20 protein-coding genes are annotated in these 22,438 nt (G+C 56.1%); 11 read left to right on the forward strand and 9 right to left on the reverse strand.

Going from position 1 to position 22,438, the window contains the following annotated elements:
• Positions 1-11 precede the first annotated feature (11 nt).
• A complete protein-coding gene (locus tag GOW40_RS14440) occupies positions 12-1,565 on the reverse strand; it encodes a trimethylamine methyltransferase family protein (RefSeq protein WP_171131090.1) in 1,554 nt (517 codons plus the stop codon).
• Between the two features lie 131 nt (positions 1,566-1,696).
• A complete protein-coding gene (locus GOW40_RS14445; RefSeq protein WP_171131092.1) occupies positions 1,697-3,037 on the reverse strand; it encodes a serine hydrolase in 1,341 nt (446 codons plus the stop codon).
• Positions 3,038-3,274: 237 nt separating this feature from the next.
• Here GOW40_RS14445 and GOW40_RS14450 point away from each other — a divergent pair, with 237 nt between their 5' ends.
• The 4 genes from GOW40_RS14450 (at position 3,275) to GOW40_RS14465 (ending at position 9,252) form a co-directional block, all read left to right on the forward strand.
• Positions 3,275-4,789, forward strand: coding sequence for a DUF4173 domain-containing protein (locus GOW40_RS14450; protein WP_171131094.1), 1,515 nt, complete (start codon positions 3,275-3,277; stop codon positions 4,787-4,789).
• Between the two features lie 13 nt (positions 4,790-4,802).
• Positions 4,803-5,495 (forward strand): response regulator transcription factor, encoded by a 693-nt coding sequence (locus GOW40_RS14455; protein ID WP_171131096.1) that lies wholly within the window; start codon positions 4,803-4,805, stop codon positions 5,493-5,495.
• A complete protein-coding gene (locus GOW40_RS14460; RefSeq protein ID WP_171131098.1) occupies positions 5,480-7,012 on the forward strand; it encodes an ATP-binding protein in 1,533 nt (510 codons plus the stop codon). The genes GOW40_RS14455 and GOW40_RS14460 overlap by 16 nt, the downstream gene beginning before the upstream one ends.
• Positions 7,013-7,272: 260 nt before the next feature.
• A complete protein-coding gene (locus GOW40_RS14465; protein WP_171131100.1) occupies positions 7,273-9,252 on the forward strand; it encodes a bifunctional 2',3'-cyclic-nucleotide 2'-phosphodiesterase/3'-nucleotidase in 1,980 nt (659 codons plus the stop codon).
• A gap of 436 nt (positions 9,253-9,688) precedes the next feature.
• On the opposite strand, the gene GOW40_RS14470 is transcribed toward GOW40_RS14465, so the two are convergent.
• Positions 9,689-10,714, reverse strand: a complete 1,026-nt coding sequence (locus GOW40_RS14470) for an AraC family transcriptional regulator (RefSeq protein WP_171131102.1) — start codon at positions 10,712-10,714, stop codon at positions 9,689-9,691.
• A 183-nt stretch (positions 10,715-10,897) separates the two neighbouring features.
• Here GOW40_RS14470 and GOW40_RS14475 point away from each other — a divergent pair, with 183 nt between their 5' ends.
• From GOW40_RS14475 to mgrA, 7 genes are all read left to right on the forward strand, one after another.
• On the forward strand, positions 10,898-12,259 hold the full coding sequence (locus tag GOW40_RS14475; RefSeq protein WP_171131104.1) for an amidohydrolase family protein: 1,362 nt from the start codon (positions 10,898-10,900) through the stop codon (positions 12,257-12,259).
• A gap of 132 nt (positions 12,260-12,391) precedes the next feature.
• Positions 12,392-13,720, forward strand: coding sequence for an amidohydrolase family protein (locus tag GOW40_RS14480; RefSeq protein WP_171131106.1), 1,329 nt, complete (start codon positions 12,392-12,394; stop codon positions 13,718-13,720).
• Between the two features lie 64 nt (positions 13,721-13,784).
• A complete protein-coding gene (locus GOW40_RS14485) occupies positions 13,785-14,183 on the forward strand; it encodes a hypothetical protein (protein ID WP_171131108.1) in 399 nt (132 codons plus the stop codon).
• A 24-nt stretch (positions 14,184-14,207) separates the two neighbouring features.
• Entirely contained in the window at positions 14,208-14,588 is a 381-nt protein-coding gene (locus GOW40_RS14490; protein ID WP_171098012.1) for a hypothetical protein, read from the forward strand.
• A gap of 115 nt (positions 14,589-14,703) precedes the next feature.
• Positions 14,704-15,546, forward strand: coding sequence for an efflux RND transporter periplasmic adaptor subunit (locus GOW40_RS14495; protein WP_171131110.1), 843 nt, complete (start codon positions 14,704-14,706; stop codon positions 15,544-15,546).
• Between the two features lie 65 nt (positions 15,547-15,611).
• Complete coding sequence (locus GOW40_RS14500; RefSeq protein WP_171131112.1) at positions 15,612-16,361, forward strand: DUF3299 domain-containing protein; 750 nt, start codon at positions 15,612-15,614, stop codon at positions 16,359-16,361.
• Between the two features lie 301 nt (positions 16,362-16,662).
• On the forward strand, positions 16,663-17,694 hold the full coding sequence (mgrA, locus tag GOW40_RS14505) for an L-glyceraldehyde 3-phosphate reductase (RefSeq protein WP_371731852.1): 1,032 nt from the start codon (positions 16,663-16,665) through the stop codon (positions 17,692-17,694).
• 580 nt (positions 17,695-18,274) lie between these two features.
• Here mgrA and GOW40_RS14510 read toward each other — a convergent pair.
• From GOW40_RS14510 to GOW40_RS14535, 6 genes are read right to left on the reverse strand one after another with little or no spacing between them, the layout of a single operon-like run.
• Positions 18,275-18,670 carry a RidA family protein gene (locus GOW40_RS14510; RefSeq protein WP_171098006.1) on the reverse strand — a complete coding sequence of 132 codons (396 nt, stop codon included), beginning with the start codon at positions 18,668-18,670 and terminating at the stop codon, positions 18,275-18,277.
• A complete protein-coding gene (locus GOW40_RS14515; protein WP_171131114.1) occupies positions 18,660-19,073 on the reverse strand; it encodes a thioesterase family protein in 414 nt (137 codons plus the stop codon). Before GOW40_RS14515 ends, GOW40_RS14510 begins: the two co-directional genes overlap by 11 nt.
• Positions 19,073-19,759 carry an ABC transporter ATP-binding protein gene (locus GOW40_RS14520; RefSeq protein WP_171131116.1) on the reverse strand — a complete coding sequence of 229 codons (687 nt, stop codon included), beginning with the start codon at positions 19,757-19,759 and terminating at the stop codon, positions 19,073-19,075. Before GOW40_RS14520 ends, GOW40_RS14515 begins: the two co-directional genes overlap by 1 nt.
• Positions 19,756-20,505, reverse strand: coding sequence for an ABC transporter ATP-binding protein (locus GOW40_RS14525; RefSeq protein ID WP_171131118.1), 750 nt, complete (start codon positions 20,503-20,505; stop codon positions 19,756-19,758). Before GOW40_RS14525 ends, GOW40_RS14520 begins: the two co-directional genes overlap by 4 nt.
• Complete coding sequence (locus tag GOW40_RS14530) at positions 20,498-21,481, reverse strand: branched-chain amino acid ABC transporter permease (protein WP_171131121.1); 984 nt, start codon at positions 21,479-21,481, stop codon at positions 20,498-20,500. Before GOW40_RS14530 ends, GOW40_RS14525 begins: the two co-directional genes overlap by 8 nt.
• Positions 21,478-22,398, reverse strand: a complete 921-nt coding sequence (locus tag GOW40_RS14535; RefSeq protein WP_171131123.1) for a branched-chain amino acid ABC transporter permease — start codon at positions 22,396-22,398, stop codon at positions 21,478-21,480. The genes GOW40_RS14530 and GOW40_RS14535 overlap by 4 nt, the downstream gene beginning before the upstream one ends.
• Positions 22,399-22,438: the final 40 nt, after the last annotated feature.

Below are 22,438 nucleotides of genomic sequence, written 5' to 3' on the forward strand. Positions count from 1 at the left end.
GGAAACATCCGTCAATAGGTCTGGTTCAGTTCCTCAGCGGCTGGAATCTCGCGCTCGCGGCGGGCGATATAGTCTAGCAGCTCTTCGTTTTTAGCCTCGTCAAGCTTGGGTTCTTCGTACTCCGCCAGCAGTTTATGAGCGTGTTTCAAGGCACGCTCGGTGATTTCGACCTCGCCTTCTGCGGTCCATTGCTCGATCGAGTTGTTGTCGAAAAGCTCGGGCATGAAAAACGCGGTCTGGAAATTATCCTGCGTGTGGGGATGACCAAGATAGTGGCCGCCCGGCCCCACATCTGGCACCGCGGACAGAGCCTGATCGAAATCACCCCATTTCGGACCCTCGGCCATGCGATAGGCCATGGCACATTGTTCTGCATCCACCACGAATTTCGCGACAGAACAATGCATCCCGGCCTCGTTCCAACCTGCCGAATGCCAGATGTAATGCGCCCCTGCGTGAATAACCGCCTGCAACGTGGTGGCGGATTCGTAGCCGGCCTGTGCGTCAAAGGTCTTTGCACCGCCCAGCGTGTTCGATGTGCGCCAGGGCACGTCATAGAACCGCGCCATCTGCCCGATCATGAAATTCATCAGACTGATCTCGGGCGTTCCGGCCATGGGGGCACCGGATTTCATCGAAACCGTCGACAGGTAATGCCCCCAGATCGCCGGACAGCCCTTGCGCACCACTTGCGTATAGGCCAGTGCCGAAAGGGCTTCGGCAGTCAGTTGCGCCACGGTTGCGGGCACGGATGCGGGCGTGTTCGCGCCACCCAAGACAAAAGGAGAGCACAAGACCGGCTGGTTGCGGCGACAAAACGCGCGCATCGCGCCCAGCATGGTTTCATCCCAGACCAGCGGGCTGTTGCCATTGCAATTGCCTGTGGTCACCGGATGGCTGTCGATGAACTCATCGCCAAACAGGATGGCGCACATGTCCATCACATCTTCAGCGTTCTTGGGCGAGGTGGTCATCCCCATGAACATCTTGTCCGAATATTTCATCGACGAATAGGTGATCCGCAAATGCCGCTGGCTTATCGGATGATCATAAGGCTCGACAATATGGTGGGCCGAGCTGTGTAGCGCTGGCATCATGTGCGACAGCTTGTGGAACATCGCCAGATCTTCCAGCAGCGGGTTGCGCCGGACATCCTCCAGATCACGCAGGAACGGTGCCCCGGTCATGGGCACAAAAACCACGTGCTTGCCGCCCAATCGGACGTTCTTTTTGGGATCGCGCGCGTGATAGGTGAACTGTGCCGGGATCGTCGAGATCAACGCGCGCACCAGGTCGCGGTCAAGAAAGACCAACTCATCCACAACCTTGGCACCCGCTTTCCGCCAATCTTCCAGAGCAATCGGGTCCCGAAACTGGACGCCAACGTTTTCAAGAATATCCATGGCCGCGGCGTCGATCCGTTCAACCTGGCTGCCATCCATCACTTCGCAATAGGGAATGGCATTGGTCAGGCCCGGTAGCATGTCAAACTTTGGTGCGGTGCGCAGCGCACGGCGGGCGGAACGCCCGCCCGAGCGGGCGCGGGGCTGGGTCTGGACTGTCATTTGCGATCTCCACGGTTTCGATCACACTGCCCGACAGCACAGGACCGCTGCTTGACGATTCACGAATTTCCGTTGCAGGAAGCGACATTGGCGCAATTTGCCATGCTCACAGACTCCAAAAAGGTGTTGGGTCAGTCTGCGCTATTGATGGCGGCGATCACCGCTTTGGCCAGCGGCAACGAAGAATATTCCGCTTCAGCGGGTGTCAGACCCAGGCGAATGATCGCCATATCATGCGAGGGGAACACACCGATCGATTGACCGTCATGTCCACGCAGCCAGACCGAGCCCGCAAGCGTCGGGTCGGAACCGGTGTGCAGCCAGATATGACCTTTTCCATACCTGCCGTCTGAAGCAGCCACGGGTTCTGCCATCCAATCCGTAAAGCCCAGGGGCAGGATCTGCTGGTCATTCCAAACGCCCTTTTGCAACAGAAACTGCGCGAACCGCGCCCAATCCCGCGCGGTGGCGTACATGTAGCTTGAGCCGACGAAAACATCCTGAGCGTCGGTTTCCAGCACTACCGAACGCATGCCCAAAGGCTCGAACAAAGCTTCGCGGGCATAGGCTAGATCGTCCTGACCCGCTGCGTCCTGCCAGACGCGGGACAGCAAGGTTGAGGTACCCGAGGAATAGTAAAACTCCGTTCCGGTTGGCGCGTCCAGACTTCGCGCTGACGCAAATCTCGTCATGTCATCGCTTAGGTACAGCATTCGCGTCACGTCTGACACATCGCCATAATCCTCGTTCCATTGCAAACCACTGCTCATGGCCAACATGTCGGCAACCGTAATGTCCTTGCGCGCGTCGGCGGCCCAATCCGGGTAGCTTTCGGTCAGGTTATCCGTCAGGGCCATTTGGCCCGATTGGATCAGCGTCCCGATCAAGGCTGCTGTTACGGTTTTTGTCATCGACCAGCCCAGCAAAGGCGTGTCGGCATCGAACCCCGCGCCATAGACCTCGCCAACGATACGACCGTCTTTGACCACAACAACAGCGCGCATGCCTTCGCCCAGCAAGCCCGGGTCAGACAGGACTGTGCCGAGAGTTGGATTATCCAAAGGATTTATCACACCGCCCTGAGGCCAAACGGCATCCGTTGGCAAAGGGTCGGCTTGCGGCAGGCTGGCATCGCTCAGCACCGCGGTATGGACATTGGTACACCCCAACCCCTCGCGGTGATACGAGCGTGCCGGGGCGAGGAACCCAAACAGATGCGCTTGCACGCTTTGCGCTTGCGGGTCGACCTTGACCGAGACATAGCGCAACAAAGGGTGGCCAGGGGCTTGAACGTCGAGCGCCAGCACCTCTTGCGCGTCGCGCCCTGCGATGAACACATTCGAGCAAACGATTTTGGCCGAATAATTCGTGCCCACCTTCAGCAATGCAGGTGGCGCAATCCAGAGGTACCCGAATAGACCCAAACAGAGCAGACCCGCGATACCGGCAACGTATTTCAACACTTTTCCCATGAGAGGTCTTTGCAAACCCGTTGGTTTGCACCTTCAACCTGCTTGTTCCTGTCGGGATTGACCTAACCGCCAATTCCCTGATCGCGCCAGCCTTCCGTTGCGTAGCTGTCTGGATCCAGCCCGGACGCGCTGCACAAAACCTGCACGATTCTTTCTGCATTTCTGTGAACACCACGCGGCAAAGCTGCAATCAGACCCGTCACCCTGTCTGCAAATCAATAACGAAGGAGACAGGTCATGCAGCAAACACTGACGGTTCACGGCGTACCGGACAGAGTAAAGATGGATGCGTGGTGGTTGGACGGAGCTGATGGCCCCGATCAGCCAACACGCGACAAGGGCGCGCTTTTGGCATCGCTTCATGCAAGACACGCTATTGTCCTACTGGCGATATTGGTCACTCTGGCCGATTGGTTGTTTTGGGAACAGCCCATCGGGGTTTCCATGGCCGTTTTTATGCTGACCTTTTCTGCGGCGATTCTGGCGATGAAACCCAAACGGCCAAGTTCCGTGGAATGGGTTTTGGCTATGGGCTTTGCCATCCTGTGCAACCTGCCTCTGATCATAGAATTGCAATTCCTGTCAGTCCTATTCAGCTTAATCGGCGTGGTCTGCCTGGCGGTTTGGGCGGTGCGAGGCCAGGATCTTACGGGCTGGCGTGTCATTCGCGCAGCGGCACGACTATCGACCATCGGCGTTACCCTGTTGGCCCGTGCTGCAATTCGGGGGGCCTGCGCGGCCGAGGTAGGCTCCAGAACCCGCAAGCAAGCGCCAACCCTGGTGTTGCCACTAATGATGGGCACCGTATTTATCGTCCTTCTGACGCTCGCCAATCCGCTGCTCGAAGTCTTTTTCGAACAGTTGGACCCGGGCATCCTGTTTGACCCCGTCTTTTGGCAGAGGCTTTTCTTTTGGAGCTTTGTGGCCTCGTTGATCTGGCCTTATCTGAACCTTGAAACCGCGCTGCCGAACCGGGCAGCGCGGGCGAAAACCCAACCCAAAGCGGGCCCGCATCGCATTTCTTACCTGATCAATCCCGGCTCGGTGCGCAATTCGCTGTTGCTGTTCAACCTTCTGTTTCTGTTTCAAACAGGTATGGATCTGATCATCCTCAGCGGAGGGCTAACCCTGCCTGATGGCATGACATATGCGTCATACGCCCATCGCGGCGCTTATCCTTTGGTTGCAACGGCCCTTCTGGCGGGCGGGTTTGTTTTGGTGACGCATAGAATGATCGCCGAAGATAGGATCATGCGGGGTTTGGTTTACCTCTGGCTGGCCCAGAACATGATACTCGTCGTGACAGCGGCCATTCGGTTGAACCTCTATGTCGAAACCTATGCTCTGACGCATCTGCGGGTGGCCGCTTTCATCTGGATGGCGCTTGTGCTGAGCGGTCTGGTGCTGACCATCATCCAAATTCACCGTGGTCATGACACAGGCTGGCTGCTGCGCCGGAACTTTGTCGCACTGACCTGCACGCTTTATGCCTGCTGCTTTGTAAATTTTGCCGGACTGATCGCAAGCTACAACCTCAACCACACCAACAGCCTCGACCATCGCGACACCTATTATCTGTGCCACCTGGGCCCTAATTCATTTCCCGCGATCCACGCCTATGAGTCGGAACATGACGAACAAGTCTGCGGTGCCTATTGGACGGAACGGTTCACCCCAAAGCCCATAGCGAACTGGCGTGAATGGGGGTTTCGGAACTGGCGCATCCGAGCCTATTATCAGCAGAATTCCTAAGGACCACCTGCCCATGCCCGCACGCATTCTAGTTGTCGACGATGATCCCGACATCCTCGAGGTGACCCGGTTTGCAGTCGAAAAGGCCGGGTTCGGAACAGCCTTCGCCAGCGACGGGCTGGCCGCGATCAGCGCGTATCAGACAGAAAAGCCGGATCTGATTGTTTTGGATATCGGGTTGCCCGAAAAAGACGGGCTCGAGGTCTGCCGCGAGATCCGCAAATCCTCGGACGTGCCGATCCTGTTTCTGACCGCCCGAGATGACGAGATCGACCGGATCATCGGGCTTGAGATCGGCGCAGATGACTACCTGACCAAGCCGTTTTCGCCGCGCGAATTGGTGGCCCGGATCAAGGCCATTCTAAAGCGCAGCGCACCGGCACCTGCTCCGGACGAGCCTGTGCTGCGCCAGGGCGGGCTGGAATTACAGGCCGAGCGTCATCTGTGCCAATTCAACGGATCCGATATTCCGCTGACAGGTTCAGAATTCCGCCTGCTTGCCACGCTGATGACGCGGCCCGACCATGTTCTGTCACGGTCGGCGCTGATCGACGCGCTTTATGGGTACAACATCCACGTCTCGGATCGGACCATCGACAGCCACATCCGCAACGTGCGGGCTAAACTGGCGCAGGCGGGGTGCGCTGACGCGATCGTTACGGTGCACGGGGTCGGCCTCAGGATGGGTCCATGCAAGCAGGGCTGACGCGCAAATGGCGGCCCAGATTGTGGGCCGTTGTCCTGACCGTTCTGGCCATCGTACTATGCTTGCCCTTTGCAGGCCTGTTCCTGTTTCGCTTTTACGACAGCCAACTGGTGCAACAGACCGAGGAAAGCCTGCTGTCACAAGCTTCGGTCCTGTCCGCAACCTATGCAGAGCTTTATGCCAATGCGGTAGGCGTTCCCCCGCCTGAACTGAAATCCACCTCGGCCGAATATGCGGTGTTTCCGTCAATATCGATCAACCGTGAAACCGTTCTGCCCCCGCGCCCTGATCCGCAAAAGGCGCAAACACACCCCGGCGCGGCCTATGAGAAGATCGCCCCGCAACTGACCCGCATTGCCAACGCGGCGCAGGCCGAAACTCTGGCGGGATACCGGTTTCTGGACACATCTGGAACGGTCTTTGCCGGAACAGCTGAGATCGGGCAGGATCTGGGGCATGTCTATGAGGTGCGCCAAGCGCTGGAGGGCGAGGTCGTTTCCGTGGCCCGCACCCGCCTGCGCGGATACCGTGAACCGGTGCTTTACACGCTCAGCCGTGGTGCGCGGGTACGCGTCTTTGTGGCAATGCCAATCTTTGTGGATCAAAAGCTGATCGGAGCGGTTTACCTCAGCCGAACGCCCAACCACATCTTTCGTTTCCTGTATGGCGAACGCTTCAACCTGGCCAAAGCCGCCGCTTTTGTAGCGCTATCAACCGCGTTGATCGGCTATGTGTTCTGGCGCTTTATCACGCGTCCGTTGCAACAGTTGATCCTGCGGACGCGCTCGGCAGGTCAGACCGGGCAAAGCTGGGAACCGCCCGAGAAACTGGGCACACGCGAAATCGCCGATCTGGGGCAAAGCTTCCAAACCCTGACCCAGCGCTTGCAGGGGAAACAAAACGCGCTGAAAACCTATACCGCCCATGTCACGCACGAGTTGAAATCCCCCCTAACGGCCCTCAAAGGTGCCACCGAGCTGTTGCGTGACGGGGATATCTCGGGCGACCAGAAACACAAGCTTTTGGATACGGTCGACAAAAGCAGCCGGCGAATTGAGGACCTGTTGGCCAATATGCGCGCCTTTAGCCTGGCAGACCAACAGGCCATGGCAGGCGTCAGTGACCTGAACAGCGTGTTGCCCCGACTGAAACAAGCCTTCCTCGGGCTGGACATCCTGATCGAAAACGGCGCGCTGCCGCTACCTGTACAGGCAGATACATTGTCCATCATGCTTACTCATCTGCTTGAAAACGCGATGCAACACGCTGCGCAACGGGTTACTGTGGCGGCGCGGTCGGAAGGGTCTGAAACGATCATCGAGATTACTGATGACGGCTCTGGCATAAGCGCAGGGAACATCGATAAAATCATGGAGCCGTTTTTTACCACGCGCCGTGACAGCGGGGGCACAGGCATGGGGTTGAACATCGTCAAAGCAACGACCGAAGCGTTGGGTGGAACATTGACCGTTCAGCCCAGCGTAACGGGTGCCTGTTTTCAGATAAGGCTTGGCTAGGTCAATACCGGGCTGTTTTCAGCGAAAAAGCGCTCTTTGACATCTAAGATTCGTCCAGGGAAATCTGGCCATATTGCCAAAGACAGAAACCTGCTGCACGATCATTAAGCGCGCACCCGATATGCGGCACGTTTGCAGCCCATTGTTGCTGCCGAGCTTTGACCCGGATTCAATTCAGATATAGGGACAAGTTTCGTCACACAGGCGTTGCAAAAAGCCTTCAGTAAGGCACGTCGACCAATACTTTTGAAAGGTGAACCATGTCTCTTTCCAACCGCTCTTCACTCTCGCGCCGCCAGTTTTTGGTGGGCTCTACCGCTGGTGTTGCTGCGATAACTTTGCACCCGTTCTCGGCTGCTGCAGCAAATAACCAAGCGCATCTGCGGATCATGGAGACCACGGATATTCACGTCCATGTCTTCCCCTATGATTACTACGCCGACAAGCCCCGTGACACGGTCGGGCTGTCCCGGACAGCGTCCATTATCAACCAGATCCGTTCCGAGGCGACAAATTCTCTGCTGGTCGATAACGGTGACTTCCTTCAAGGCAACCCGATGGGCGACTACATCGCCTATGAACGCGGCATGAAAGAGGGTGACAGCCACCCGATTATCACCGCCTTCAACACAGTCGGCTATGATGCGGCAACATTGGGCAATCACGAGTTCAACTACGGCCTCGACTTTCTGGACAAAGCTTTGGCCGGAGCCGAATTCCCGGTTGTTCTGGCAAACATCGCAAAGGAAAAGGGCGCCAACCCGCGCGATGACAAGACACTTGTGAAACCATATGCCATCTTGGATCGCGAAATCGAAATGGGGGACGGAACCAAGCACCCCATCAAGATCGGTGTCATCGGCTTTACACCGCCCCAAGTTATGAACTGGGACCGCAAGCACCTGGAAGGCAATGTCGAAGCCCGCGATATCGTCGAAACGGCCAAAGCCTATGTCCCCGAAATGCAGGAACAAGGCTGTGACCTGATCATTGCTCTGTCGCATTCAGGGATCGGCGAAGCCGATCATTCCGAGGGTATGGAAAACGCCTCGGTAGTTCTTGCGGGTGTCGACGGGATCGATGCGCTGGTCACCGGCCACAATCACCTGGTCTTCCCCTCGCCAACATTCGCAGATCGCCTCGGCATCGACGTGGAAAAAGGCACTCTGATGGGCAAACCCGCCGTGATGGGCGGGTTCTGGGGCTCGCATCTTGGCTTGCTGGACCTGCTGCTGGAACGCGACGGAAATGAATGGCGCGTGGTCACCACCACATCCGAGGCGCGTCCGATTTCCAAGCGTAACGAGGATCGATCAATCACCGCGCTGGTCGAGGATCAGCAGGAGGTGCTGGATTCGGTCGCAAAAGACCATGAGGAAACTCTGGCCTATGTCCGTCGCGCCGTGGGCAAAACAGCAGCCCCTCTGCATAGCTATTTCGCTCTTGTCGCCGATGACCCATCCGTACAGATCGTTTCGATCGCCCAGAAATGGTATGTCGAAGAGATGCTCAAAGGGACTGAGCACGAAGGTCTGCCCATCCTGTCTGCAGCCGCACCGTTCAAAGCCGGTGGCCGCGGCGGGCCCGAATACTACACCGACGTCCCGGTTGGGGATGTTGCCATCAAGAACGTGGCCGACCTCTACCTCTACCCCAACACTGTGCGAGCGGTCCGCGTGAACGGTGCCCAGGTCCGGGGTTGGCTGGAACGTTCGGCTGGCATGTTCAATCAGGTCGAAGCAGGTTCGAAAGACGCAATTCTGCTGAATCCCGAGTTCCCGTCATACAATTTTGACGTGATGGACGGGGTGACCTATCAGATCGATCTGTCCCAGCCGTCGCGCTTTGGCCCCAAAGGCGAAGAAGTGAACCCCGATGCGGCGCGGATCGTGGATCTGGCGTTCAATGGCCAGCCCATCACTGATGACATGGAGTTCATTATCGCCACCAACAACTATCGTGCGTCAGGCGGTGGATCCTTCCCCGGAGCCATGGGTGATACGGTGGTATTCGAAGCACCCGATACCAACCGCGATGTCATCGTGCGCTATATCGTTGAAAAGGGAACAATTGACCCCAAAGCCGACGCTAACTGGTCTTTTGCACCCCTCGAAGACACAACGGTCCTGTTCGAGACCGGCCCGAAAGCGCGCGATTACATGAATGATGTAAACGGTGTCACCATCGAAGATGCCGGCGAAGGCGCCGACGGCTTTGCTGCGTTCCGCATCAAGCTTTGATGCGGAACTTTTACTCGCCACCTGGGAACGGGTGGCGAGTACCCATTTGGCTTGCATAAACGGATGTGCCAATCCAACGCGCTATCGGTGTGCGCAGGCATAGCGCTACGCCAACAACACTGACAACATTCAGCAATAATCGATTTTGTCGCCATAGTATTGCGCACGGATTGCAGTATTTACTGACAGCTTTGACCTGTTCAAAAATCTCTTTCAATTGCCGGCAGTTACGGTGCAAATCCCTCAACTATAGTCGTTTTTCTCAATCAAAGCCCCACTTTGATTAGCCCAACGAAACCCCTGTCGGAAGGTCGCGGCTTGCTGAAAAAAGTCGAGGAACCAATTCACCGAATTTCGTGCAGAGCATCGAAAACCCTTTTTTAGTACCGTCTTGTTCTGAGTACAGAAACCTCGATCCGCATTGGCACCGAAATGGTCAGGCCCGCCCTGTCGTGAAATTCCTATAAGCCGATGGCGACATTCCAGTCCATTTGCGGAAGGCCCTCGAAAACGCGGTAGGGTCTGCGTAGCCAAGTCGCAGCGCAGTCTCACCAACGGATTTCCCTGCCGGACCCAACAGCTTCTTTGCCTCTTCCAATTTGATGCCAGATATGACCTGAGAGGCGGATTGCCCGTAAGGGGCCAGCCGATTGTTCAATGTCTCGCGGTGGAACCCGCATAGGCGCGCCAGTTCGTCTACACCAAATCCCGGCTCGCCAAGATGAATCCGGATCAGGCTCTGAAGCCCGGTTAAGAAATCTTGCGGTGCGTGCAGGTCAGGGTCGGTGTTTGTCAGGTCTGAGGGGTTTTCCAGTGCGTCCGGGTGCAACTGGCGGCTAAGCCAGATAGAAGGAAACCGGATCGAAAAACCCTGTGGGCTGCATTTGATGGCTTGGACACCATGAAAGTGCCTGGGCAGCACGTCAGGTTCGCTTACCCGTAAAATGATCTGGCTTGGGTCCCACCTGAAATCCATAACCCGGTGCAATAACGATATCCAAATGCTTGCCAGAAATGCGTCGGTCTGCCCTGGCGAAACCGAAATCTTGAATTTCCGCTTGGCGCTGAAATAAGCGTGCTCGTTTTCCACAAGCAGCGATTGCGTGACCGCATTGGATTCTTTCGAGACAGCTTGAGTGTAGCGCGTGAAGAAGTCGCCCAGCGTCAATGCTGCGGCCAAAGTGTCACCAAGAGGCAGGAACCGGACAAGGTCAATTGATTGACCGACTTGCGCGCAGAAGTCTGGTGAAGTTGAGTCAGCAACGGCTTGATGGATTTTATAGATCGTCTCGTGTGGCAGGAAATTCTGGCGATCCATCACTTGGGACTCGCTCACGCCCAAAGGGTTCAGAACAGAATCCGGTTCTACACCGGCGCCACGCAAAGCAGCGACCACAGGCGCAGCAACCGATGCCCTGACCAGCGGCAAGGCCTTCTTGGTATTTTGCTCAAATACGTCCATGTCGCCCTCAGATATCATGGATTTTACGACAGAAAGACAGCAAACACACAAAAAAGGCGCCGAGAACTTGCAGAATGCCAAATCTTTTTGGCACAGCCTGTCATGCTGTCAGGCAATATCCGGCGATCATTCTAAAATCACATTCAGAAATCTACATCTGTGATTCGTATTTGGAGGGCCTCAATGACGCCAAAATTCAAACGCTTGGTGGCCACCGCGGCCTTTTCTGCAAGCCTGGCAATCGCGGACCAAGGTTTTGCGCAGGAAGAGAGCTTTCCCATCCTCTTTACAAACGTGCACGTGTTCAATGGCGTCGATGAACAGCGACTTGAGAACGCAAACGTTCTGGTCGTGGACAACCTGATCGCAGACGTATCAGCGGAACCCTTGGCCGTTGCCAATGCACAGATCATTGACGGTGGTGGTCGAACCCTGATGCCGGGTCTGATCGACGCACATGTGCATATGACAGTCACGGAACCCGTGGCGGACCTGCGCGATAACTTCGACTGGATGTACTGGGGTGCGGTTTCGACGATTGAAGCTGAGAAAATGCTGCTGCGGGGTTTCACCACTGTTCGGGATGCAGGTGGTCCTGCAATTGGTCTGCAAAAAGCGATTGATCGGGGTAAGGCCGTTGGCCCGCGTATCTACGCCTCTGGGCCTGTGATCTCGCAAACCTCGGGGCATGGAGAACATCGTGTCTATACCGAGCCCCATCCCAACTTCATGGGGGCGCAACCATCCTTCTTTAACCAGCACTTGGAGTTCCTGGCCGATGGCGTGCCGGAAACACTGCGAGCGACCCGCGAAGCCCTGCGGCTTGGCGCAGTCCAGATCAAGGTGATGGCTGGTGGTGGGGTGTCCTCTCAGGTTGATCCGTTACACACCGTTCAGGGTCTGCCGGAAGAGCTTGAGGCTTCTGTCCGGGCCGCTGCCGATTGGGGAACCTATGTAATGGTTCACGCCTATACGGACGAATCCATCGTGCGCTCAATTGAGGCAGGTGTGATCAGCATTGAACATGGACAACTGATGACCGAAGTCGGGGCTCAAGCGATCAAGGACGCGGATGCCTGGATTGTTCCGTTCTATTCGCTTCTGGGGATCGACGAGCAAACCATTGTTACTGCACTTGGGCCTGGGTCCGCCGAAAAATTCCTCAGCGTGCAAGCGGGCGCGCGAAAACAGATGCAGTTAATCAAAGATTTCGGGATCGAGAACGTGGCTTTCTCGACGGATATTATCGGCGATCCCATCGCGCTGACCAAGCAGAACGATGAGTTCAAGTATCGGCTGGAAGCATGGACTTCACACGAAATCCTGCAACAGGCCACGTCAAAATCGGCCGCACTTCTGGCACTTTCAGGAAAACTCAACCCCTACACAGCAGGCCCGCTGGGTGTGATCGAACAGGGCGCATACGCCGATCTGCTGCTTGTTGAAGGAAACCCGGTCGAAGATGCCGAGATTCTGGTCGACTACACCAACAACATCGACCTCATCATGAAAGATGGCGTGATCTACAAGAATACACTCGATTGAGTGTCGCGCGGGGTGAATTTACCTTGGCATCCCGCGCCCCCTTAGTTTGACAAATGGGAGTACTGACACGTGAAAACACTGACCTCACTGACAGCAATCGCTGGATTTGTTTCCTTGGCAGCAAGCGGCGCGTTGGCGCAGGACGCGCCCGCACAAACTTTGTTCACCAATGTGCATATCTTTGACGGAATTAGTGAAGAGCGGATCGAAAACGCGAATGTTCTGGTTGAAGGCAATCTTATAAAGACAGTCTCGACTGACGGCATTGATGCGCCTGATGCGAAGCTTGTTGACGGAGGTGGGCGCACGCTGATGCCGGGCCTTATCGACAGCCATACCCACATTTATGCTACTGGTGTGTTTCAGACATTCGCCGGTATGCAGGCGGCTAAATGGGATCAGATTGGAGCGGCAGCTACCGAGAACGCAGCCGACTATCTTTATGATGGCTACACGACTATTCGAGATACCGGTGGAATGGGTTCCGGTTTGAGAGAACTGATTGATCGAGGCGTTGTAGAAGGTCCCAGAATTTACACCGCAGGGGCAGTGATCGGACCGACCTCCGGACATGGTGACTGGCGCAACCCAACTCAGCGGACGTACGACTATGAAGCTGACGAATTGGGAAAGAGACTGAATCTTTCTTACATCGCTGATGGCCCGGATGAAATTCGCAAGGCATCGCGACTGAACTTCGCCCATGGCGCAAGCTTCCTGAAACTGATGGCCGGTGGCGGAGTGTCGTCAGAACTCGATCCACTTTGGTCAGTGGCATACAGCGTTGATGAAATTGCTGCAGCAGTTGAAGCGGCTTCATTCTTTGATACCTATGTGACTGTCCACGCCTATACGGATGAGACAGTGAACATTGCGCTGGACGCAGGTGTGAAATCACTGGAACACGGCCAGATGGTGAGCGAAGAGACCGTTAAGCGCATTGCGGATGAGGGAATTTTCTGGGCGCTGAATGTTGCAGGTTTGGATCCACAGCTGCTCAATCATCCAAACTATGCGATGCCGACGGTGAAACCGAAACTGGAGTCCTATCTTGATGGGTCAAAAAATCTTGCTGACTACATCAAGAAACACAAGCCCAAGGTTGTGCACAACGTAGATACGGTATTGTCGACAATTGGTTTTGGTCGTTCGCACCGGGATTTTGAGAAGTACTTTTTCTCTCAGATGTTTGGAAACCACGCGATGTTGGTGTCCGCAACGTCAACCGGTGGCGAGTTGGCGCAGCTGACGGGCAAGCGGAACCCATACCCTGGCAAACTGGGGGTGATCGAAGAGGGAGCCTATGCCGACATTCTGATCGTGGATGGTAATCCATTGGACGATCTGTTGGTTCTTGGAGCAAATCCAAAGTGGTTTGATGCAGCACCGAGGGATCGGGGGTTCGAGACCATTCGCGTGATCATGAAAGACGGTGTCTTCTACAAGAATACACTCGAATGAACGGAGTATGCGGGGATTTGACATCAGCGTTCTGCGCCGTCGATACTGAACAAGGGAGCGACCCATGAACAAGGTAATCGCGGTAACTCTTTGCGCAGTTGGGATTGGTGTTGCCGGAGCAGCAGCGGAGGAGTCTCGCAGCCGATACTATCTGGGGATCGGGGAACCAAACCCCGATGCCTGGCAAATCATGATCGACAATCCGACCGACCGGGAAAAGGATATGGGTGCAGCGCTCGCCGCAATGGGCGGTGAGATGATCAGCTATTTCTGGGGGCTGGCAGATGGAAAGAACTACATCACTGTCCGCTTCCCGGACGATCCGGGCATGGTGCAGGCCATGTATATTTCGCGTCTGAGCCAAGGGGTTCTGAAAGACTACACCTTCATCGAACTGATGACGAGCGCGGATATGGTTGAAGCCCTGAAGCGCGTGCCGGAATTTTCAACGCCGGTTGAATGAAGTTGAGAAGCAAAGGAACAATCTATGAAGATCGCATACGGAATTCTTGCAGCCTTAGCAGCTGTGCTTTTCATCCTTGGAGGCAGCGATGCCTATGCCAAAGACAACAAGGGTAAAAAGCCGAACAAGGGGGGCAAGAACGGTGATGTCAGCATTCAGATAGAAGACAAACCCGGAAAAGGCCCAAAGGCTGTGCCACCTGGACAGATCAAGCGCTACACACGCGGTGCCAAGCTCCCATCTGACCTGGAGTTCGAAGATATTGGGGACCTTTCCAAATGGAAGCTGGGGGAGCCGGGCAAAGGAAACCGCTACATTCTGGTCGATGACGAAGTGCTCGAAGTTACAAATGACCTGTCTACCGTTGTCGATGCCGTCGGCATCGTCGGTGATCTTCTAAATTAGGCGAAAGTACGATGTTTCAGGGCAAGAACTACCTCGTTTGCCCTGACGCTGGCCGGGGCGATCATTTTGTGAACCCCGGCCCAAGTTCAAAACCCGGATCCGAGGCGCTATGGTGATGAAGGCCCTTCTTGTTCTTTTTGCGCTTGCTACCCTTTCGTCAGCAGGCGTTGCATACGCGCAGGGAAACGGTGCAACTGAAGTCCCGCAAACAATACATTTTGAGGGCTATGTGCAGCCCAGTCGCGAAGCAGAACTGTCGCCCTTGGTGGACAACGTGGTCACCCGAATAGCGTTTCATGCAGGTCAATACGTTCATGAGGGCGATCTACTGTTCGAGTTTGGCAAAAAGGGTCCCTTCATCGAAATGCGGCTCAGCGAAACAGCTCTGAAGGATGCGAAAGCCCAACGCATGCTCGCGGATGCGGAATTGGGACGGAAAACGGAGCTTTATCTGAAAGACCTGATACCGGAAGCAGAGTTGCAACTTGCTCAGGTGAACCGCGATCTTGCTGAAATCGCAGCGGAAAGGGCCGGCCTCGCTTATGAAGGCGCACAGCTCGCCTATAGCTTCACCGAGTTACATGCGCCTTTTTCGGGGATTATCAGCCAACCGCATGTCAAGCAGTACCAGTATCTGAGCACCGAACGACGGGGGGACGAAACGCTGGCGATCCTGTCAGACATTGACCCGGTCTACGTGGTCGTCAAAGTGCCCTACGAGGAATTCATCAAACGGCGTCAGATATTTGAATCAGATGCCGAGGCGTTTGAGGGGCTCAGCCTGTCTTTGCAGATGCCAGACGGACAATTTTACCCCTATGAGGGACATTACTTTGGTGGGGCATTCACGGTTAATCCCAAAACGCAGCTCATGGATATTTGGGCCGAGTTCCCGAACCCCGATTTGCTGCTCCGCCCAGGAGCAAAAGTCACCGTCATTTCGAGCCTGAGGAACTGAGTGATGACCCGTCGGAGCCAGTGGCCTGTTGTCCAGTCCTGCCTATGATTGAGGAGCATATGACAATGCGTTTTTCTTTTGCAGTTATCGCCGCGTGCTTATTGGCATTGCCGGCTCATTCGGAAGTTAAACGTATCGAATGGGCAGACTTGATCGATGAAACTGCTCAGAACTACGAAGATCCATTCGTCGAATTGACGGGCAAACAGCTTAGCGAACTACGTAACCTGGTTCGGCTGCGTGCGCAGCTAGAGAAAGGCGGTGCGGCGCCAGAACAGCTGGGCCAGATTCAAGTGGATATCGAGGCGACTGAAGCAACCCTTGCTGAGGAAGACATTGATGCGGACTGGTTGATTTCCCAACGCTGGGTTGTGATGGAAAGACGTCAGAAGGCGGGCACGGCCGCCAACGTCGACATCGATGGCGTGACCGTTTCATTGGGGGGATTCGTGATCCCGGCCCCCCGTGACGAAGATGGTTCCCAAATGGCATATATCGTGCCGGAACGTGGAATGTGCAGCCACGTGCCACCTCCGCCCCCAAACCAGATGGTGCGTTTGCGCCTCAGCGATTCCTGGGCGCCCTCGACAGTCTACGAGCCCATCGTCGTAACCGGTCAAATCAGGATCGACCCGACGCAGAAGGAAATGCTGGTTGTTGATGGTCCCGTCCTCATGAATGCTGCGTTCACTTTGAAGGTCGATGACGTTCAGACTTTTGGACCAATCCAGACTTCCGAGGAAGCGACAACCAACAGGGCAAGTGTGCTGACAGGTAGGATCAAAGCGACTGGCGGGGCAACCAGAGACGATTAGTGGTACGTCCCCCTTGAGCTAAGCACGGTTGAGAACACACGTTCGGCCCGCTGAGTTTAATATCTGCTCGTAAGAGACGGAACGGCGAACGCTGCAACAAGATCATAAGTCCCAGCGAACGCATCCGCGTTCCTTTTCGCAAACATTAAGATAATTCGCTAATTAACGCCCAAAGAAATCGGCGACGGCTGCTCGAAAAAATATGCGTTGTTCTTGTTGCAGGTGACCCGTTTGACAGTGCCAACAATCCATTGATTATGTGCGCATGACCAAAGCTCAACGACCGCCAAAGCCAAAACCCATTCCTTACACTCCAGAGCCGGACCGCTATGAGCGGATGATCTATCGGCGATGCGGGCGGTCGGGTGTGAAGCTTCCTGTTGTCAGCTTGGGCCTGTGGCACAATTTCGGTGCGGACTCGACGCACGAAAACAAGCGCGCCATGTGTCGGACCGCGTTTGATCATGGGATCACTCACTTTGATCTGGCGAACAATTACGGTCCGCCACCCGGTTCAGCGGAAGAGGCATTTGGCGAGATCCTCAAAACGGATTTCGCGTGTTACAGGGATGAACTGATCATTTCCTCGAAGGCCGGCTACGACATGTGGCCGGGGCCCTACGGCGACTGGGGGTCGCGCAAATACCTCATTGCGTCCTGTGATCAATCACTCGCGCGAATGGGGCTTGATTACGTCGACATCTTTTATTCCCACCGTTTCGACCCCGACACCCCGCTCGAAGAGACGATGGGCGCCTTGGATCATATCGTGCGGTCGGGCCGCGCGCTCTACGCGGGTATTTCGAGCTACAACTCCCAACGCACACGCGAGGCGGTGAAGATTCTCAACGACCTTGGGACACCTTGTCTGATTCACCAGCCTTCTTACAATCTGCTCAACCGTTGGGTGGAGCGGGACGGTTTGCTCGATACGCTCGACGATCTTGGGGTAGGATCGATTGCATTCACGCCACTGGCACAAGGCATTCTGACGTCAAAATATCTGCGCCATATTCCGGATGGCAGCCGTGCCACGCAAGGAAAGTCGTTGCTCGATGGCATGATCAACGAGCGGTCCCTGGCAAGTGTCCGTGCTCTGAACGACATGGCCGACGCACGTGGTCAGACTCTGGCGCAAATGGCTCTGGCCTGGGTGCTTCGGGGCGGACGGGTGACGACCGCTCTGATTGGTGCGTCCCGGCCGGAACAGATCGTAGATTGCGCGGGCGTCGTTGATAATCTCGACTTCAGCGCCGACGAGTTGCAAAAGATCGATGAAATCAGTTCGGAAGAAGATATCAATTTGTGGGCGCGGTCGTCAGAGACAGAATGACCATCTTTGAACGTTCGCAAAACTGAGGGCCTTTAGAGCATACGATCTTTGGCAGGTCGAACGTTTGCAGTGAGACCAACCAGCTATCAAGAGCGGTCGGCCCAGAGCTACCTTTCTCATGGTTGGTCGATGCTGCAGTCGCACCCCGTATCGCTGACATTCGCCGGACTTGCTCTTGTTCAATGCTGTTGGATTTCTGTAGCGTGCGACAAAGCGGACATCGCAGTTCGCCACACAAATGGCAGCACCGCCCTCCTCGCGGTAGCAGCCAAAACAAAAAAAGCAGGGATTGAACCTTCCCAGCGTCTACGGGTGCAGAGCGCTATCCGGATCTACAACCCATGCTGCAAGACATTCTGGGCGCTGCGGACCCAGGCACTGTGCAGCTTACCGACATCGATTCTAATGCGGTGGACCGTAGGAGCTGTCGCGCAAGCGTCGGATCCAAAAATGAGCAAGCGAAGCTTGAAACCTTTTCAAGCCCCACCTGAATTGAAAATGCAGCTCGGGAAACAGCTCTTGAATTCGGTTCGATAGTCCTTGTAAGGCGCTGCCCAACTGCGCCACGCGGGCCGAAGTGTTATTCCAGATGCGCCGTCGCCTCGATTTCGACTTTCGCACGATCCTCGACCAAACCCGCTACGACCACCATCGACATCGCCGGGAAGTGCTTTCCAAACACCTCGCGATAGGCTTGCCCGACCTCTTTTTGCGCTTCGAGGTATTCTGATTTGTCGGTCACAAACCACGTCAGACGCGTCACGTCCTCAACAGACCCGCCTGCCGTCTCTACAATGGTACGGATGTTCAAAAGAGCCTGACGCATCTGATCGATGAAGCCATCTCCGACAAATCTCTTTTCGGCATCCCAACCGATCTGACCGCCAATGTGCAAGGTGCCGTCCTTGGTCAACACACCGTTTGCGTACCCCAAGGCGGGCAACCAACCTTCTGGTTGAACGACTTTATGTGGCATCAAGCTTCTCTTTTTCTTGTTCGAGTTTCTTTGCGACGTGCGGCGGCCACTTGTCTGGACGCCCATGTGCGTCGACATTGACCAGCGTTCCGGTGGTCTCAAATCGCAGTGCCTCGCCCGCATGTCCGGTCATTTTGTAGCGCGCCGATGTGCGCCCCAGGTGGACAATGCGTAAACGCAGCGTCAGGTGATCGCCGTGGCGGCTTGGTGCCGCGAAACGTGTTTCGATCTGCGCCGTTGGGACCGCACCGGTTTTGTGCAGCGCCTCAAATGGGTGGTCCAAGACCTCGTCGAAGAACGCCTCGACGCAGTCGTTCATCATTTCAAAGTACCGTGGAAAGAAAACGATACCCGCAGGGTCACAATGTTTGAAAAGGACCTTTTGATGAATTTCGAATGCCATCACACCCCCACGTACTCATGAGTGATTTCCGGTGTCAGCTCGGTCATCTTCCCCGTCCAAACGGTATGCCCGCGGGCAAGGATCATCGCGCGGTCCGATACGGCCGAGAGTTCCCTGAGCGATTTATCGATCAATAGGATGGCCATGCCCGTCTCTGTCTTGATCCGGTTGATCGCGGCCCAGATTTCCTGGCGTACGATAGGGGCCAGGCCCTCTGTGGCTTCGTCAAGGATCAAAAGCTGCGGGTTGGTCATCAGCGCGCGACCGATGGCCAGCATCTGTTGTTCGCCACCCGAAAGCGACGCAGCCCGTTGGTGGCGCCGTTCGCCTAAGCGTGGGAAAAGGCCATCCACACCCTTCAAATCCCAAGGACCAGAGCGGGCGGCGGCAACAAGGTTTTCCTGAACCGTCAGGTCTTTGAAACAGCGTCGGCCCTCGGGGACCAGGCCGATCCCCAAACGAGCGACCTTGTAGCTTGGCAGCGCGTGCAGATCGTGCCCGGCAAACTGCAAACCGCCCTGCGACGGAATCATCCGGCAAATCGCCTTGACCGTCGTGGACTTTCCCATGCCGTTGCGGCCCATCAGGGCCAACACCTCGCCTGCGGCTAATTCCAGATCCACACCGAACAAAGCGGGGACCGGGCCATAGGCAGCTTTGAGATCATGAACGCGCAGCAAGCTCATGCCTCTTCTCCCAGATAGGCCTCTTTGACCTCTTTCGAGGCGCGGATTTCGTCGACCGTGCCGGTGGCGATCACGCGCCCGTAGACCAGCACAGAGATCCGGTCGGCCAGTGCAAAAACCGCATCCATGTCGTGTTCAACGAGCAGGATTGGAGCCTCCTCGCGCAGCCCATCCAGGAATGTGGTCATGGTCTTGGAGCCTTCGGTGCCAAGCCCCGCCATTGGTTCGTCCATAACAAAGGCTTTGGGGCCCAGCGTGAGCGCCACGGCGACTTCCAACTGGCGGCGTTGCCCGTGGCTGAGGTTGGCGGTGACCTGTTCAGCGTCGTCTAACAAGCCCACCCGGTCGAGGGCCGCCATGGCACGGTCCAGAAGGTCGGTGCGCCGCGCAGCCGATCGCCAGAACTGCCAGGGACGGCCCGACTGGCCAAGCGCACCCAAGAGCGCGTTTTCCAGAACCGTATCCTCCATCGCCAGCGCGGAGATTTGGAAGGTGCGGCCCAGCCCTGCCTGCGCGCGGGCAGCTGTGCTCAACCCCGAGACATCGCGGCCCGACAGGTGAACAGACCCCGCATCAGGTTGCAGCCCACCGCAGATCTGCGCGATCAGCGTCGATTTGCCCGCACCGTTGGGGCCGATGATGGCGTGGATTTCACCAGGGCGTAGATCAATAGAAACATCATCCGTGGCCTTCAGCGCGCCAAAGCTCTTGTGCAGGTTGCGGGTTTCGAGGACAGCTTCAGACATGCGGCCCCGCCTTTCCGGTCAGAATGCCGACCACTCCGCCCCGCGCAAAGAGCACGATCAGAAGCAGGATCACCCCAAGCCAGACGTGCCAAAAATCGGTGAACGCGCCAAGGAAGTGCTCGAGTGTTACAAACAGTGCTGCTCCGATGACAGGCCCCATCAATCGTCCTACTCCGCCGATGATGATCAGAACGATCAACTCGCCGGACAGCTGCCACGAAAACATTGTGGGACTGACAAAACGGTTGAGATCAGCAAACAGCGCGCCCGCCAGCCCCGTAATCGCCCCCGAGATCACGAAGGCCAGAAGCTTCAATCGAACCGGATTGAGCCCCACCGTCTCGACTCGCGCTGGGCTTTGGCGGGCCGCGTTCAGCGCCAGACCAAAGGGTGACTTGCGTAGCTTCCAGTGGACAAAGAGCGCCGCGCAAAGGGCCGTAAAGCACAACCCAAAGAACTGGATAGGGACCAGGGTGTTCAGGCCGGGGAAGCCATTTCGCACGTAGATCGACAAACCGTCCTCGCCGCCGTACGCACTCCACGAGATGGAGAAGAAGAAGAACATCTGGCCGAAGGCCAGCGTGATCATGATGAAGTAGACACCCGTCGTGCGCAGCGAGAGAAGGCCGATGACAAAGGCAGCCAGGGCCGAAACGATGATCGCCGTCAGCCATATGATCGGCATGGACTTGGTCCCGGCGATGGTGAACATCCCCAGCTCAAGCGGGGTAAAGGTCTGGGCGTGATGGGCCAGAATGCCCATTGCATAGCCGCCAAGCCCGAAAAAGGCCGCATGGCCAAGGCTGACCAATCCACCGATCCCAAGAGCAATGTTAAGACCAACGGCAGCGAGCGCCAACAACACAGCGCGGGTGGCCAGCGTAATGGTAAAGGGCTCGTCCGCGCTCAGCGCCCAAAGCGGTACCACAAGAAAACCCGCAAGAACGATCCAGTTGATATAGCTTTCCCGGATCATGCTCGCGCTCCGAAAAGGCCGGTCGGTCGCCAAATCAACACGAGGCTCATCAATACATAGACTGCCATGGATGCTAGGGCCGACCCAGTCTGTGTGGCCGCACCGGTCTCCATAAAGAGTTTGAACAACTGTGGCAGGAATATACCGCCAAGAGTGTCGGTCAAACCCACAAGGATCGCGCCAATAAAGGCGCCCTTGATCGATCCGATCCCACCGATCACGATCACGACAAACGCCAGGATTAACACCGGCTCACCCATGCCGACTTGTACAGATTGAATTGCCCCCACAAGCGCGCCCGCGAGCCCCGCAAGAGCAGCACCCAGAGCAAAGACGATTGTGTACAACTTCGAGATATCGACACCGAGAGCGGCGATCATTTCGCGGTCATTTTCGCCTGCGCGGATTTGAATGCCGATCCGTGTCCGCGCCGTTAGCCACCAAAGGCCAATCGCGACCGATAAACCGACACCAATCAACACGAGACGGTACAGCGGGTATTGGATGCCTCCCGGCAAACGAATTGGCCCGGACAGATAACTTGGCACGTCAAGGAACAGGGGGAACGAGCCAAAGATCCATCTGGTTCCCTCTGAGAAAATCAAAATCAAGGCGAAGGTGGCAAGAACCTGATCCAGGTGCGGCGCCTTGTAGAGCCTTCGGATCACGACCATCTCGACAATGGCGCCAGCCAACGCTGCAGCAGCAAGTGCTGCCACCAATGCCAACAGGAAAGATCCCGTGGCGCCGGCCACCGCGGCTGCCGCAAAGGCACCGACCATGTAAAGCGACCCATGGGCCAGATTGATCAGCCCCATGACCCCAAAGATCAGGGTCAACCCGGCTGCCATCAAGAACAGCATAATGCCGGACTGCAAGCCGTTCAGGATCTGTTCGATAATCAAGATAGTGGACATGATACGATTTCCGTCCCGGACTTGATCCGGGACCTTTGGG

The organism is Ruegeria sp. HKCCA6707 (assembly GCF_013033515.1).
Taxonomy (GTDB): domain Bacteria; phylum Pseudomonadota; class Alphaproteobacteria; order Rhodobacterales; family Rhodobacteraceae; genus Ruegeria.